15 protein-coding genes are annotated in these 14,390 nt (G+C 52.8%); 5 read left to right on the top strand and 10 right to left on the bottom strand.

The annotated features are described in order from the left end of the window. Position 1: 1 nt before the first annotated feature. Positions 2-577 carry a peroxidase-related enzyme gene (locus AB9F27_RS16525; protein ID WP_039002423.1) on the top strand — a complete coding sequence of 192 codons (576 nt, stop codon included), beginning with the start codon at positions 2-4 and terminating at the stop codon, positions 575-577. Then, positions 574-1,518, top strand: coding sequence for an OmpA family protein (locus tag AB9F27_RS16520; RefSeq protein ID WP_369757947.1), 945 nt, complete (start codon positions 574-576; stop codon positions 1,516-1,518). Before AB9F27_RS16525 ends, AB9F27_RS16520 begins: the two co-directional genes overlap by 4 nt. A 75-nt stretch (positions 1,519-1,593) precedes the next feature. Here the strand turns inward: AB9F27_RS16520 and AB9F27_RS16515 are convergent, their stop codons facing one another. From AB9F27_RS16515 to AB9F27_RS16500, 4 genes are all read right to left on the bottom strand, one after another. Further along, entirely contained in the window at positions 1,594-2,499 is a 906-nt protein-coding gene (locus AB9F27_RS16515; RefSeq protein ID WP_039002422.1) for a LysR family transcriptional regulator, read from the bottom strand. 182 nt (positions 2,500-2,681) lie between these two features. Then, entirely contained in the window at positions 2,682-4,709 is a 2,028-nt protein-coding gene (locus AB9F27_RS16510; RefSeq protein WP_335585387.1) for an NADPH-dependent 2,4-dienoyl-CoA reductase, read from the bottom strand. A gap of 73 nt (positions 4,710-4,782) precedes the next feature. Then, positions 4,783-5,166, bottom strand: a complete 384-nt coding sequence (locus tag AB9F27_RS16505; protein WP_335585386.1) for a hypothetical protein — start codon at positions 5,164-5,166, stop codon at positions 4,783-4,785. 9 nt (positions 5,167-5,175) lie between these two features. Then, the gene (locus AB9F27_RS16500) at positions 5,176-5,949 is read right to left on the bottom strand and encodes a DUF6478 family protein (protein ID WP_335585385.1); all 774 of its coding nucleotides are present in this window, start codon (positions 5,947-5,949) and stop codon (positions 5,176-5,178) included. Between the two features lie 203 nt (positions 5,950-6,152). On the opposite strand from AB9F27_RS16500, the gene AB9F27_RS16495 reads away from it, so the two are divergent. The 3 genes from AB9F27_RS16495 (at position 6,153) to AB9F27_RS16485 (ending at position 9,317) form a co-directional block, all read left to right on the top strand. Further along, a complete protein-coding gene (locus tag AB9F27_RS16495; protein ID WP_369757946.1) occupies positions 6,153-7,046 on the top strand; it encodes a lysostaphin resistance A-like protein in 894 nt (297 codons plus the stop codon). Positions 7,047-7,119: 73 nt separating this feature from the next. Continuing rightward, positions 7,120-8,046 (top strand): acetyl-CoA carboxylase, carboxyltransferase subunit beta, encoded by a 927-nt coding sequence (gene accD, locus AB9F27_RS16490; RefSeq protein WP_335585383.1) that lies wholly within the window; start codon positions 7,120-7,122, stop codon positions 8,044-8,046. Beyond that, on the top strand, positions 8,043-9,317 hold the full coding sequence (locus AB9F27_RS16485) for a folylpolyglutamate synthase/dihydrofolate synthase family protein (RefSeq protein WP_335585382.1): 1,275 nt from the start codon (positions 8,043-8,045) through the stop codon (positions 9,315-9,317). Before accD ends, AB9F27_RS16485 begins: the two co-directional genes overlap by 4 nt. On the opposite strand, the gene zapE is transcribed toward AB9F27_RS16485, so the two are convergent. The 6 genes from zapE to fghA are packed head-to-tail and all read right to left on the bottom strand — an operon-like array spanning position 9,314 to position 14,225. After that, positions 9,314-10,387, bottom strand: coding sequence for a cell division protein ZapE (gene zapE / locus AB9F27_RS16480; RefSeq protein ID WP_335585381.1), 1,074 nt, complete (start codon positions 10,385-10,387; stop codon positions 9,314-9,316). The genes AB9F27_RS16485 and zapE overlap by 4 nt on opposite strands. Positions 10,388-10,443: 56 nt before the next feature. Next, positions 10,444-11,370, bottom strand: coding sequence for an alpha/beta hydrolase (locus AB9F27_RS16475; protein ID WP_335585380.1), 927 nt, complete (start codon positions 11,368-11,370; stop codon positions 10,444-10,446). 3 nt (positions 11,371-11,373) lie between these two features. After that, the gene (locus AB9F27_RS16470) at positions 11,374-12,282 is read right to left on the bottom strand and encodes an ornithine cyclodeaminase (RefSeq protein WP_335585379.1); all 909 of its coding nucleotides are present in this window, start codon (positions 12,280-12,282) and stop codon (positions 11,374-11,376) included. Continuing rightward, entirely contained in the window at positions 12,279-12,902 is a 624-nt protein-coding gene (locus tag AB9F27_RS16465; protein WP_335585378.1) for an HAD family phosphatase, read from the bottom strand. The genes AB9F27_RS16470 and AB9F27_RS16465 overlap by 4 nt, the downstream gene beginning before the upstream one ends. Positions 12,903-12,933: 31 nt before the next feature. Continuing rightward, entirely contained in the window at positions 12,934-13,398 is a 465-nt protein-coding gene (locus AB9F27_RS16460; protein ID WP_335585377.1) for a YaiI/YqxD family protein, read from the bottom strand. After that, on the bottom strand, positions 13,395-14,225 hold the full coding sequence (gene fghA, locus AB9F27_RS16455; protein WP_335585376.1) for an S-formylglutathione hydrolase: 831 nt from the start codon (positions 14,223-14,225) through the stop codon (positions 13,395-13,397). Before fghA ends, AB9F27_RS16460 begins: the two co-directional genes overlap by 4 nt. Positions 14,226-14,390: the final 165 nt, after the last annotated feature.

The following is a 14,390-nucleotide window of genomic DNA, read 5'->3' as shown; positions in this document are numbered from 1 at the left end:
TTTGAAAAACACGGAAATCAGCCCAACAGCCCTTAACCTTCCTGTGGTTGATCCTCTTCCGGAAGACACTCAAAAATATTTTGACCTTTGTGCTGAAAAGCTTGGATTGATCCCAAATGTTTTGCGTGCCCATGCGTTTGATATTGCGAAACTCGACGCATTCGCCGGACTGTATAACGAGTTGATGCTCGCCCCAAGTGGCCTTTCTAAGCTGGAACGCGAAATGATTGCGGTTGTTGTTTCCGCCGAGAACCGATGCTTTTATTGCCTCGTTGCCCACGGCCAAGCGGTCCGGGCGCTTTCAGGTGATCCCATTTTGGGCGAGATGCTGGTGATGAATTATCGGATGGCACAGCTTGCGCCAAATCAACGCGCAATGCTTGATTTTTCCCTAAAAATGACAAAATCAAGCGCAACTATTGAAGAAGCGGACCGTCAAACCCTAAGAGACGTGGGGTATGTTGATCGCGACATATGGGACATCGCCAACGTTGCGGCGTTCTTTAACATGACAAATCGCGTGGCCTCGGCGACGCAAATGCAACCTAACTCGGAATATCACGGCCAAAACAGATGAATACTAAGCGTAAATATCTACTAGCTGGAGCAATTGTCTGCGCGTTTCCGCCCGCGCAAGCTATGGATTTACACCTGCCGTTCGGTGCGTCGCTTGCAACCGAAACTGTGGAGGAATTTGCGAGCTATGCTTTGCCGATTAGCGGTTGGAAAAAGGGCCGTTTCGAAAGTATATGGGCAGAAGGCTCCTTCACCCAACAAGCTTGGCGCGTGAGTGCTTCCGACAAAACTACCCTTCAACTTCTCGCCCCCCTTCGCGAGCAATTAATCGAAGCTGGTTATGATGTGATATTTGAGTGCGACGCCGCATCCTGTGGTGGGTTTGATTTCCGTTTTGAAACAGAAATACTACCTGAGCCGAACATGCATATTGATCTTGGTGACTTTCGTTTTTTGTCAGCCCAGCGGATGGGCGAAGATAAACCCGAATACACCAGCCTCGTGGTGAGCAAATCGTCAACTACTGGTTATATTCAAGTTACAAATTTAGGGAGGGTCGACACACAACCCACCCCGCTTACAACCTCCACCAAGGGGGTCCAAATTCCGGGCGCTCTAGATCCTGGAAGTCTCTCGTACACTCTAGAAAACAAGGGGTCATTCGTTCTAGACGATTTGGAATTTGCGACGGGGTCTTCGGCTTTATCGGGGGAAGATTTTGCCACCGTGGCCGCCCTCGCAGACTATTTGAATAACAACCCAGAACGCAAAACCGCCCTTGTTGGGCATACAGATTCCGAAGGTTCCTTGAGTGGAAATGTAGCCTTGTCCAAAAAACGCGCGGCGTCCGTAGTTAAACTTCTGACCGGAAAACATGGCGTTTCGAAGACCCAAGTCACGGCAGAAGGGATGGGCTTTTTATCCCCCCGCGCGAGCAACCTGACCGAAGAAGGCCGCACTTTCAATCGTCGTGTTGAAGTCATCCTTACGTCCACTCAATAAGCGAACATCCTACGCCCAATGAAAAAGGCCACCCGTTTTCGCAGGTGACCTCTTCAGACAAACGTTAAATGGAGCTTACCAAATGTCTGGTCCTTTTTCGGCGAATGAATTCACCAAGAAATCGATAAAAGCACGCACTTTTGGTTGCGTGAATCGACCCGGCGGGTAGACGGCATATATGCCCTGCTTTTCCACGGGAAGGTCTGGCATTGCTTCAATGACATCGCCTTTGCGCAATGCGTCGGCATATAGGTAGCTTGGCAAATACGCGATTCCGAGGCCGGAAACCGCCGCATTTAGGAGCGATTGTCCGTCATTCACCGAAAGCCAGCCCGACGTGCGAACCTGTCGCTTTTCCCCAGACGGAGCCGTCAATTTCCAAACGGCACCACTTGATTGGCTGGAATAATGAAGCAGTTTGTGATCGCTTAAATCGTCAATTTTTTCGGGCCGCCCAAACTCTTTAAAATAGGACGGAGCCGCAACCATACGCTTTGTCGTTTCAGTGAGTTTTCGCGCTCGCAAGGTGCTGTCTTCAAGCTCCCCAATGCGGATCGCCATGTCAAAACCCTCACTAATTAACTCAACAAATCGATTATTGAGCACCATATTCACGGTGATATCAGGAAACTCTGAAAGGAAATCCCCGAGGACTGGCGACAGGTGGTTCACACCAAAATCTGTAGCAACGGAGATACGTAATAGGCCCGAAGGCGCTGATTGCATAGATGTAACAAGGGCGTCTGCTTCCCCCGCATCATTCAAAACACGGCGCGCTCGGTCATAATAGGCGAGTCCAATTTCAGTTGGACTAACGCGGCGGGTCGTTCGATTCAAAAGTCGCGCGCCTAGACGGGCCTCAAGGGAGGAGACGTGCTTGGAAACTGCGGATTTGGAAATCCCCATTTTCTTAGCAGCGTCGGTAAATCCACCCTGATCCACAACTGTGGCAAAGGCTTCCATTTCTGTGAGTCGGTCCATTTTTCACCCTTACGTCCACTTGTTCGTTAAGGTTGTTTTTAGGGGCCAATTTAGGCGGAAATGTGCTGATGGCCTGACAATACCGCGGTATTTAGGGTGATCGTCCGTAAAGTGGAAACGGGACAAACGGCGAATCTCGCACCATTCATCCCGACAACCATTTGTTTTTAATGCCTTAAATCCTAGAAAGTACAGGCAAGCCGCGTGCCTTGATTGATCGCCCGCTTGGCGTCCAATTCTGCGGCAACGTCCGCACCACCGATCACATGCGCCGTTTTTCCCAAGGCCGACAATCTCTCCGCAAGACTGCGTTCTGGCACCTGCCCTGCGCACAGAACAATTGTATCGCATTCGAGTATCTCTGGCCGTTCGCGCCCTTCGCCATAGCTTACTTGCAAGCCTTCAGCGGTAATGGCCTCGTAATTCACACCGCCGATCATCTTGACGTTTTTCATTTGCAGGGTCGCACGGTGGATCCATCCCGTGGTCTTGCCCAAACGTTTCCCCAATTTCTCGGCTTTACGTTGCACCATAATGACCTCACGCGCAGCCGGATGTGGGTGCGCTCCTTCAACAGCAAGCCCACCACGGGTTTCTTCAGGGTCGCCAACGCCCCACTCACGCTTCCACACTTCAAGGTCCTCAGCAGGGCTCACGCCGTCATGTGCAACGAATTCAGCGACATCAAAACCAATCCCCCCTGCGCCAATAATAACGACTTTCTTTCCCACAGGAGCGCCGTTTTTGATGACGTCGATGTAAGAGAGAACGTTTGGAGCATTTTGGCCTGCGATTTCCGGATCGCGCGGAAGAACCCCCGTCGCAACCACGACTTCGTCAAACGGCATAAGCTCGGGCGCCGTTACCGCCTGTCCTAGCCGAAGCTCCACTCCGGCTTTCTCAACCATTGTGCGATACCAATCGACCAATCCAAAAAACTCTTCTTTGCCTGGCACTTTCTTTGCGATATTGAGTTGGCCACCGATTTCCTCGGCCTTGTCAAAGAGAGTTACCTTGTGGCCCCGAAGAGCCGCGGTAATCGCGGTCGATAGCCCTGCTGGGCCCGCCCCCACAACCGCCACACTGCGGGGCGTGTCGGTTGGCACAATTTCGATTTCCGCTTCGTGGCACGCACGTGGATTCACCAAACAGCTTGTGAGTTTTCCAGAAAACGTGTGATCCAAACAGGCCTGATTACATGCAATGCACGGCGCAATTTCCGCAGATTTGCCCTCCATGGCCTTGTTCACAAAATCGGCATCCGCAAGGAAAGGCCGCGCCATTGAGACCATATCGGCCCCACCATCGGCCAAAATTCCCTCTGCAATCTCTGGGCTGTTAATGCGATTGCTGGTGATCACGGGAATGGAAACATGCCCCATCAGCTTCTTAGTAATCCAACTAAAGGCGGCCCGAGGGACCGATGTTGCGATCGTCGGGATGCGCGCTTCGTGCCACCCAATGCCCGTATTGATGAGGGTCGCGCCTGCGGCCTCAACCGCTTGGGCCAACTGTACAACTTCGTCGAATGTGGACCCATTGGGCACAAGGTCAATCATCGATAGGCGGAAAATGACGATAAAATCTGTTCCAACTGCCGCGCGAACCCGTCGTACAACTTCAACAGGAAGGCGCATGCGGTTTTCATAGGAACCGCCCCATTCATCCTCCCGCTTGTTGGTATGCGTTACGAGGAATTCGTTAAGGAAATATCCCTCCGATCCCATAATTTCAACGCCGTCATAACCCGCTTCTTTGGCGCGTCGCGCGGCCATTTCGATATCGGCAATCTGTTTTTCGATTCCGTCAGCGTCCAATTCTTTCGGTGGGAAAGGCGAAATTGGGGATCTAATGGCACTTGGCGCAACGCAGTCTGGGGAATATGCGTAGCGGCCCGCGTGCAAAATTTGCATGACGATCTTGCCGCCTTCGGTGTGGACACGTTCGGTTACGACGCGATGGTTTTCGATGTCTTCTGCGGTAAAAAGGCCAGCAGCTCCGGGGAAAACACCCCCTTCACTATTGGGTGCCATGCCGCCCGTAACGATCAAACCAACCCCACCTGCAGCGCGGTCGCCGTAAAACCGTGCGACTCGCTTCCAATCTTTGGTCTCTTCAAGCCCCGTGTGCATGGACCCCATGAGCACGCGGTTTTTCAAAGTCGTGAAGCCCAAATCAAGGGGCGCTAATAATGTGGGATAGCTGGTCATAATTGATCCTCCTGCGCGGTCAAACTGACGGCCATGCAAAAGGATGTCACGTAAAACGCCGCGTCAAACTAAGTTAGGGTGCCGTTTCCACACAATGGCGCCGAAAAGCACGTTTGAGCATATCGAGTTCTTCACGCAACAAATTCATCTCGGCGCGAATATCTTGCGACAAAGGCTCGCCAGCAACAATCGAGAAGCTATCAAGGAGGGCTTGCTCGTCCTTGTCGAATATCAAAAACGTGTGAACCCCGTCCGAAAGCAATTCGATCGGAATCGCAATCCGCAGAAGCCATTCGTTGCTGGTATCATGCTGCGCGATCACTTCAACCCCCTCAAGAGGGGCTTCAAGATGGGTCACCAAAACCTGTGGGGGGGTGGAATCGCCTTTATCGCTCGTCAGGATACCTTCCCAATACCCTTCTTTTATTCTAATTTTTACCAAAGATAGTGCGTTCATATTTTGCTCCTAAAGTTCAGCACGCGGTCGGCGGCTGAGGGTCAAATCACGCAAAATGATCTGGTTCATTTCGGGGCCTTCAAAAATCAAATCGATCCACACACGTTCAACGCGTTTCTCATTCATTTTCGTATACGAGAGATCAAACTCGACCATCACGTTGTCTGAAATCAAAGGAAGCTCCCGCACAACTTGTTCTGTATTGGGGCCGTGTTTTATATTGAGTCGCGCAAAAATTTCGAGCGGCTTTTCCATTTCAATGATCGCATCAAGGCGCAACAAATGCTTCAACTTGAACCCCTGCGCAGCACTTTCGGGCAATTCGATCACGAGGGACAGAAAGCTACCGTCAAAACGAAATACGTCCATGCGAAGGCCAAACGGTGCTAAATCCGCTTCGTGCTGGTTGCGCAGTTGTCGGATGGTTAACTCGCTAATTTCACAGTCGTGAAAGACAGAAACCTCGCGCCCAAACGTTTCCCGCGTCTTAACTGCGGAGCGCCCCGGGGGCACCAACGGGCCGCGCCAAAGTTCTGGTCGCCAAGCCCAATCTGAATGCATAGGTTTTTGAATAGCTGTCGATCCAATTCTGGGGAGCGCCAAACGACTTTCGGCCACATAGAGCAGTTCATTAACACGGGAATTAATTTGCCGACCACGACGACGCAAAGCCCGCAAAGTTTTTAAATCGACAACCTCCGCCTCTTGCGCCCAACGTGTCCATCGGCGTAAAATTCGAAAATGGAACGCGCGATCCAAAAGCGGTAAAATATGTTTCGCCATGCCTACTCTTGTCGCCCATCAATTGCTGCTTTGGTGTTTTTCTTCAACGTCTTATATGACGTCAAATAGTTTCCGGAAAGCAAACAGTTTGTTTCACACCTATATTCACGCGCAGAACCCTCAATTTCAACCATCTTTACGCCTATTTTGACTTAAAACGACATCCCCACGCAACCACACTCTCACACCCTCTCCGAGGCCTAATGTCATACCTCCCCCTTCAAAGCTTCATCGCACCGGCCCGTGACACTTGCCAGATTTGGCGGACGGTCGCGGGGATCGCATTGACCTTCGCGATTTACAGCATGGGCCTTTCAACCTTTGCCCCCCTTTTGAGGGAGGTCACCGCAACAGGAAGCGATGTGGGGACGACCTTACTAGAACAAAGTGACGTTGCGCCAGCGGCCACCCTCGTGATTTTGTATTCGTTTGGTTTGCTCACACTTGGTTCGGCGGCAACCGTCATAATCCTCCACAAGCGCTCGGCGCTCTCACTTCTCGGCGATCCAACACATATGGCTCGACAGTTTTGGCGCGCCGTTAAGGCCATGCTGGTGTTAAATGTTACCCTCATTTTGCTCCCACCCTACGGCGGGAGCGGGAGCGTCGAGATCGTCGAAAACCTAGCACCAAAGACATGGGCCCTCCTGTTTCCGCTGTCGCTCCTTGGCTTGCTCGTCCAAACCAGCGCCGAAGAAATCTTCTTTCGGGGGTATCTTTTGCAGCAACTCGCCGCTCGATTTTCTTCGCCCCTTGTCTGGATGGGAGCGCCAACCCTTGTTTTTGCCCTTGGACATTTCGACCCAGCAAACGGTGTACACGCATGGTCTATCGTTATTTGGGCGGGCTTATTCTCGCTCGCAGCCACGGACCTTGTCGCGCGAACGGGAAACCTTGGGGCGGCGATTGGGTTGCATTTTGTGAACAACGCGTTTGCCATGCTAGTCGTTTCATATCCCGGAAATATGAGCGGCCTTTCGCTATTCGTATTCACGGAAGGGCCGGCCGATTTTGGCCCAACAAGCGTCGAAATACTGCTGGAATACGCAATGATGGGAGTTTCTTGGCTTGCAATCCGTCTTGCGGTACGTCGTTGATTGCAATTCGTCGCGTCATTCCTTATTTGAGGGGTAACGCAAATTCGCGACCCAAACAGCAGGACAAGCTCGGATGAACTGGATTTCAAACTACGTTCGCCCCACGATCAACTCACTTTTCTCGCGCCGCGAAGTGCCCGAGAATCTTTGGCAGAAATGCCCCGAATGCGGAACAATGTTGTTTCACCGCGAGTTGTCGGAAAATTTGAACGTTTGTTCGTCGTGCGACCACCATATGCACATCAGTCCGCGCGCCCGATTCGCAGACCTCTTTGATGGCGGTATTTTCACCGAAGTTCCTGTACCCGAAGTGACGGTCGATCCACTGTCGTTCCGCGACCAGAAGAAATACCCCGAACGCTTAAAAGCCGCGCAAAAGAAAACGGGCGAACGCGACGCAATGCTTGTTGCTGAGGGCGAAATGAACCGCACACCGATCGTCGCCGCGGGGCAAGACTTTGCCTTTATGGGCGGCTCGATGGGAATGTATGTCGGCAATGCGATCATTGCCGCCGCGGAACGTGCCGTAAAACTCAAACGTCCGTTGATTCTGTTCTCCGCCGCTGGTGGCGCGCGCATGCAAGAGGGCATTCTTTCGCTCATGCAAATGCCGCGCACGACCATTGCCGTCCAAATGCTCAAAGAAGAAGGCTTGCCGTTTATTGTTGTCCTCACCCACCCCACAACCGGTGGGGTTACGGCGAGTTATGCGATGCTTGGCGACGTTCAGATCGGTGAACCAAATGCGTTGATCGGCTTTGCGGGCACACGCGTCATTGAACAAACATTGCGCGAAAAACTTCCGGAAGGTTTTCAGCGGTCGGAGTATTTGCTCGATCACGGGATGCTTGACCGCGTCACGGCACGCAAGGATCTAAAGGCCGAACTCACGGCCATTGTGCGGATGCTCATGGGTCTGCCGCCAGTTGTCTCTGGCGAACTTCCCAAGCCCGACGCACAGATCCCCAAAATTGAAATTTCCGAGACCGTGAAAAAGTGAGCACTGCCGCCTCGGACGTTATCCTTGAACGGATGATGTCGCTGCATCCCAAGATTATCGACCTTACGCTCGATCGTATGGAACGGCTTTTGGCGATTCTGGATCATCCGGAACAGCATCTTCCGCCTGTCATCCATATCGCGGGAACCAATGGCAAGGGCAGCACGCAAGCGATGATCCGTGCGGGACTCGAGGGGGCTGGCAAACAGGTTCATGCCTACACCTCGCCGCACCTTGCCCGCTTTCACGAACGCATTCGTCTTGCAGGGGACCTCATAACCGAAGACGCGCTGGCGGCTATTCTGGACGAATGCTATGTTGCAAACGGCCCCGAGAGCATCACGTATTTTGAAATCACAACCGTCGCAGCCCTGCTCGCCTTTACGCGCACACCTGCGGATTTCACGTTGCTTGAAGTCGGCCTTGGCGGACGCCTTGATGCGACCAACGTCGTGGAAAACCCCGCCCTGACGGTGATCACACCTGTATCGATCGATCACACACAATACCTCGGGGAAACGCTTACAGAAATCGCAGGCGAGAAGGCCGGAATCCTCAAACGGGGTGTGCCTTGTGTTGTCGGAAAACAGGACGCTGACGCGCTCGCGGTAATTGAAGCTCGCGCAGCCAAACTTGGCGCTCCGCTGATCGCTCAGGGCCAACACTGGCATGTTTTTGAAGAGCGCGGCCGCTTGATTTTTCAGGATGAAACAGGCTTGCTTGACCTGCCCCGGCCAACCCTCCTTGGCGAACATCAAATCCAGAATGCTGGCGTTGCAATCGCCAGCCTCAGAGCGCTTGGTTTTGACGAGGTAGCTTGCGAGGCTGCAATGACCAAAACGGTCTGGCCGGCTCGCATGCAACGCCTCACCAAGGGGCCACTGAGCGAAGCGGCGGGTCTGAACGAAGTATGGCTTGACGGAGGTCACAACCCCGCCGCCGGAGAGGCCATCGCTTCCTTGCTAGGGACGCTGCCCGCTAAGGACACGCACATCATTTGCGGCATGCTTAACACTAAAGATATCGCTGGATATCTACGCCCACTTGCTGCGTATGTGACGTCCTTCACTGCCGTTTCAATTCCAAATGAGGTCAACACATTACCCGCCGACGTCACCGCGCGCGTGGCGCAAGACGTGGGTATGGATGCGGAAATCGCACCGGACGTTTTGTCCGCCATTGTGAAAATCGCAAACAGGTCGGAGCGCGGCCGCATTTTGATTTGCGGCTCACTCTATTTGGCTGGAAACGTCTTACGCGAGAACAGCTAAGTGCCCCAATCGGCACTCTGCATTTCGCGCAGACGGCTCGCCGTGCGTTCAAATTCAAACGTACCTTCCCCCTCAAGGTAGAGGAATTCAGGCTCCGCTGCGGCGGTACAAATAAGCCGCGTTTTCGCCTCGTATAACGTATCAATAAGGGTCACAAATCGCTTGGCTTCGTTGAAATTTCGACGTCCAAGCGCTGGTATATCCTCAAGGATCAACAGTCGCACCACTTGCCCAATCGCCAAATAATCGGCGGGGCCCAACATTTTACTACAGAGATCATAGAAACGTGCGCGTGCGACGCCGTTCCAAAACTCTGGAATGTGTACCGTGCGTGCCTTGACGGTTATATCCATCGGCGCACCTTGGCCTTGCGTTAAATCCTGCCAAATCGCTTCGATTTCGGCTCGGGCAGCAGCGCTGTTGGGGGTGAAATAAACTTGATTTCCTGACAAGCGATCCTGCCGATAATCGGTTTCGCTAGAGAGTTCGTGGACCTCCATATCGACCTTAATTTTCTCTATAAACGGTAGGAACAACTGTCGATTTAGCCCATCCTTATATAGGTCATCGGGAATGCGGTTCGACGTGGTAACAATCGCCACACCGAGGTCATGCAATTTCTCAAACAAGCGTCCAACGATCATCGCATCGGCAATATCGGTGATCTGCATTTCGTCAAAGGCAAGGACACGAATATCCTTGGCAACCGCAGATGCCACGGGTGCAATCGCGTCGTCTGCGCCATCCTTACGGGCCTCGTGCAACGCTCCCTGAACCTCCTGCATGAAGGCGTGAAAGTGTACGCGCCGCACTGGAATATCGCCCAAAGCACTCACGAAAAGATCCATCAGCATGGATTTTCCACGACCGACCCCACCCCAGAGATAGACGCCACGGGGCGCAGTCGGTTTGCGCGAAAACAGCCCTTTTAATCCGCGTGATTTTTCCTCGTTTTCAACGAGATCAACCCGCAGGCGTTCAAGTTCGGGCAAAGCGCGCACCTGTGCTGTATCGTTTTTATACGTGCCGTCAGCCACATGCGCGGCATAGATTTTTTGGAGAGTTGCCATCATACCCTCATTTAAATCGCTGGAGGTAAAAAGGGAAGATGCGCCGGTCGTTGAATTTAAACAGCTTCGCGCAAAAATTCTTGGACGATCGGAATGATTTCGTCAGAGTGTGTGAGGAGCAAACCGTGATCCGCCCCTTTTAACACGTCCTGATAGGCGGCTCGGTTCACTTCTGCGAGGCGCCCCATGGCCGAGAGTGGAATAGCGCTATCCTTGTCGCCCCAAATCGCAAGGACTGGTGTGCCGTTTTTCGCCATCGCACGATGAGCCCCAAGTTGATCCACAGAAAGTGTATGGCGATAACTCGACAGGACCGCAGGCAAAAAGCCTTGCGATTGGCGTTCTTCCATCGGCCAAGGGTTCATATTCGGCGATGCGGCGAGGGCTGCATTCATCGCGCGCGACGATTTCCCAAATAGGTTTCCGCCAAACGTGTACATTAATCCGTCGCCAATAACAGGCACGTTAATCATGAACTTCACGAAGGGCGAAACCGTTGCCCCCAATCCAGCGGTGGCCAAGAGGATGAGCCGCTCGACCATTTGTGGATGGGTTTGGGTATAATCAACAGCAATTGCGCCGCCCATGGAATAGCCCACCAGAATAACCCCTTCGTCGACCTCTTGATCTTCAAGGAGTTCCGCTAATTGCTGGCGGAAAAATTCGGGGTCCTGAAGGCCTTCTGGCCGTGCCGAGAGTCCGCGTCCATAAAGGTCATAGGTCAGAACCCGAAACCCCATACGCACGAACCCTTTCACGAGGGCCGTCCAAACATAACTGGGGGTGGTTAGGCCGTGAATACACACGATCTGGCGCCCATTTTCCGGCCCTACCCACTGATAATGAGTCACTCCGCGCGTTAGTTTCGAAAATCGCCCCGGTGCGTCGGCCTGCATCGCACGCGAAATCGGTCGGCGCTGGCGCTCAACTATAGGCGGGGTAGCGACGGCAACAAGCACGAGTACGAAGAGAAACCAAAGCATTCATTACCTCCACTGTGACAGAATATAGCGACTCGTCATCAAATCCAGATGTGCGCCACCACCGTTCTTAAACAGGGTTATCTCGTCAACATTTTGGCGACAAAAAGACCCTGTGCCCAAATCATAGAAATCCGCAACCACTTGATCGGAACTAATGACACCGCGCGAAATGGGATCTTTCAACTCACCAATATGGTCAATGGTGGTGTCGCGACTGTCTACAAATATCCGCGCACGCGTTATCGCTCGGTCGTCAACTTCTCGCATATCTGCACGATAGGCACCAATCAAGTCAATGTGTTGACCCGCTTGAAACCATGCGCCTTTTATCAAAGGTTCGGTCGACATGGTCGCGGAGGTCACGATATCCGCAGTTTTGACCGCCGTTTCCAAATCGGCCTCCGCAAGTGTGTTTGCGTGAGATTTAGCAAAGGCTACGGCTTTTTCTGGTGATCGATTCCAGATTGTGAACCGTGCGTCGGGGAAAAGGGCGCTATAGGCTTCATGGAGGTTTGAGCCCTGCGTCCCGGCGCCGATAATCGTGATGTTTCGACTGTCTGGACGGGCCAACAAACGCGCGCCCAACAAACTGTCCCCAGCGGTTTTCCATTTGGTCACCAGATGGAAATCGACTGTGGCTTCTGGCATGCCTGTTGCGTCGGAAAACAACAAAACAGAGCCGTTGATTGTAGGGAGCGAATGCTGCGCGTTTTCAGGAAAGATTGTCGCGACTTTTACCAAATACCCCAAGCCATCAATGACGGCTCCACGCACCAAACCCGTGTCCGGTGTGCGGTACAAAAACATATCGCCCATATCGGCACGTGGTAAGCTGTGCCCTGCGATCAAAGCATCGGTGAGCCCGATCCAATCCAGATTTTCCTGCCCCTCGTCAAAAGCTACGTTTTTCATAATCCTGCCTCTGAACCCGTCAAGACCCCATGCGAAACAAGCGACTCGGCCCATCCCGTGGGTTCCGTAAACAAATGCGTTTTCCAGCCCCGTGCGGCGGCGGCTTTAATATTATCAACTCGATCATCTGCAAACAAAAGCGCCTCTTGAGCAACGCCGCAATCCGCTTCGAGCAACTCGTAGATTTCCGCTGCGGGCTTAATCATCCGCATATGGCCGGAGATATAACGCCGGTCAAACTCCTTGAGAAAAGGATATTGGGTCTCGGCATAGGCAAAGCTTTCGATCCCGAAATTCGACAGCGCAAAAACTGGTACACCCTTGGCGCGCAACGTACGAAGAAGCCGAACCGAATGCGGAATCGCGGGGCTGGCCATTTTGATCCAATTGTCAAACCAATCGCGGATTTCAACGCGAAATTCCGGTAATTCTTCAGCGGCGGCATAGATCGTTTCGCGAAACGGTTCCCCGCGATCAATGCGATCGTTCATCGCGTGCAGGTCTACGGCAGCAAACATTTCCCGCCGACGCGCCTCACCATAGGTGGCGTCATAATACCGCTCTGGCTGCCACTCAATCAGCACATTCCCGATGTCAAAAACCACAGCTTCAATGGCCATTTTTCGTCCTTTCGTGCCCTCGAATGGGGATCTATTTAATCGGCGGCAAACGCTTTGATGCCTGAATTTCACGTTCAAGCGCATTCAAAAAATTTGATCTATCAGCCTTCGAAAAAGCACGCCCACCGCCCTGTCGAAAGGGATCGGCCGCGCGCAAATCCTGCATCAGGTCGCGCGTGGCCAATTGCGGACCGATGTTGCTTTCGTTGAGGGGATCGCCGTTGTGGCGCAAAACTCGCGCGCCGCCCTTAATACAGGCGTCCGCGAGGGGAATGTCGCCCGTGATCACGATATCACCGCGGGTTGCCCGATCGGCGATCCACATGTCCGCGACATCTGGTCCCTCCGAAACGATGATCAACTCAACAAAGGGATTTGCACTCGGTCGCAATCCACCGTTGCAAACCAAAAACATCTGGATTTTGTGGCGCGTCGCTACTTTTTCGGCCTCGGATTTTACAGGGCAAGCATCGGCGTCCACATAGATTACTGTCATTGATATAGGGCCTCTGCATGAAGGGCGATGTGCTCCTCCATGAATGTTGAAATCATGTAATAGGAGTGATCATACCCTTTTTGCATCCGAAGAACACCCGCTTGACGTCGGGCAAACATAGCCTCGGCAAGGGCTTCGGGCTTCAAAAGGTCAAGGAACTGGTCGTCGGTGCCTTGGTCAATCAAGAGGGGGCCGTTAAAGCCAACATCGTGCATCAATAATGTGGCATCATGTTTGGCCCAATTTGCTTCGTCCTTGCCCAAATATGCCGTCAATTGCTTGCGGCCCCATTCGGATTGCGAAGGATGCGCGATAGGGGCAAACGCCGAAACGGAGCGATACCGATCAGGCAGATTCATCGCTATGGTCAGCGCACCATGCCCACCCATAGAGTGCCCCATGATCGACTGGCGATCTGTGTCGACCGAAAAATTTTTGGCCAGCAAATTTGGCAATTCTTCCGTGATATAGTCCCACATTTGAAAATTCGGTGCCCATGGATTTTGCGTCGCGTTCACGTAGAATCCCGCGCCCTGTCCAAGATCATAGGCTTCGTCATTGGCAACCGTTTCTCCCCGCGGAGAGGTGTCGGGGAAAACAAGCGCAATGCCCTGCTCTGCCGCCCAAATTTGCGCGCCCGCTTTGGTCATGGCATTCTCGTGGGTGCACGTCAGGCCAGAGAGGAACCACAACACGGGAACGGGTCCATCCTGCGCTTCGGCAGGCAGAAAGATCCCAAAGGTCATATCTCCACCGCAGACTTTAGACGGCGCCGTATAGACCCCCTGAACGCCGTCAAAACAACGATTCACCGAAACCATTTTCATTGCCAGATCCTTTTTATTACGCACGCCCAGAGATTTGGGACTACAATCTTTAGGGCTACCGCGCATGCGGAATTCTGACAAGGGCGGGTTTCAAGCGTTTACGTAAAACAACCCTATGTGGCACGACTGTTGCTTGCTGAAAGTGAACCGAATGGTTTAAGTTCG

This window comes from Falsihalocynthiibacter sp. CO-5D18 (genome assembly GCF_041205445.1).
Lineage (GTDB): Bacteria > Pseudomonadota > Alphaproteobacteria > Rhodobacterales > Rhodobacteraceae > Falsihalocynthiibacter > Falsihalocynthiibacter arcticus.
This window is presented reverse-complemented; position numbering and strand designations above follow the sequence as displayed.

What these genes read in the sequence shown, in the direction of transcription:
- AB9F27_RS16520 (WP_369757947.1), top strand. Translation starts at nt 574, where the DNA reads ATGAATACTAAGCGTAAATATCTACTAGCTGGAGCAATTGTCTGCGCG.
- AB9F27_RS16515 (WP_039002422.1), bottom strand. Translation starts at nt 2,499, where the DNA reads ATGGACCGACTCACAGAAATGGAAGCCTTTGCCACAGTTGTGGATCAG.
- AB9F27_RS16510 (WP_335585387.1), bottom strand. Translation starts at nt 4,709, where the DNA reads ATGACCAGCTATCCCACATTATTAGCGCCCCTTGATTTGGGCTTCACG.
- AB9F27_RS16505 (WP_335585386.1), bottom strand. Translation starts at nt 5,166, where the DNA reads ATGAACGCACTATCTTTGGTAAAAATTAGAATAAAAGAAGGGTATTGG.
- AB9F27_RS16500 (WP_335585385.1), bottom strand. Translation starts at nt 5,949, where the DNA reads ATGGCGAAACATATTTTACCGCTTTTGGATCGCGCGTTCCATTTTCGA.
- AB9F27_RS16495 (WP_369757946.1), top strand. Translation starts at nt 6,153, where the DNA reads ATGTCATACCTCCCCCTTCAAAGCTTCATCGCACCGGCCCGTGACACT.
- accD (WP_335585383.1), top strand. Translation starts at nt 7,120, where the DNA reads ATGAACTGGATTTCAAACTACGTTCGCCCCACGATCAACTCACTTTTC.
- zapE (WP_335585381.1), bottom strand. Translation starts at nt 10,387, where the DNA reads ATGGCAACTCTCCAAAAAATCTATGCCGCGCATGTGGCTGACGGCACG.
- AB9F27_RS16475 (WP_335585380.1), bottom strand. Translation starts at nt 11,370, where the DNA reads ATGCTTTGGTTTCTCTTCGTACTCGTGCTTGTTGCCGTCGCTACCCCG.
- AB9F27_RS16470 (WP_335585379.1), bottom strand. Translation starts at nt 12,282, where the DNA reads ATGAAAAACGTAGCTTTTGACGAGGGGCAGGAAAATCTGGATTGGATC.
- AB9F27_RS16465 (WP_335585378.1), bottom strand. Translation starts at nt 12,902, where the DNA reads ATGGCCATTGAAGCTGTGGTTTTTGACATCGGGAATGTGCTGATTGAG.
- AB9F27_RS16460 (WP_335585377.1), bottom strand. Translation starts at nt 13,398, where the DNA reads ATGACAGTAATCTATGTGGACGCCGATGCTTGCCCTGTAAAATCCGAG.
- fghA (WP_335585376.1), bottom strand. Translation starts at nt 14,225, where the DNA reads ATGAAAATGGTTTCGGTGAATCGTTGTTTTGACGGCGTTCAGGGGGTC.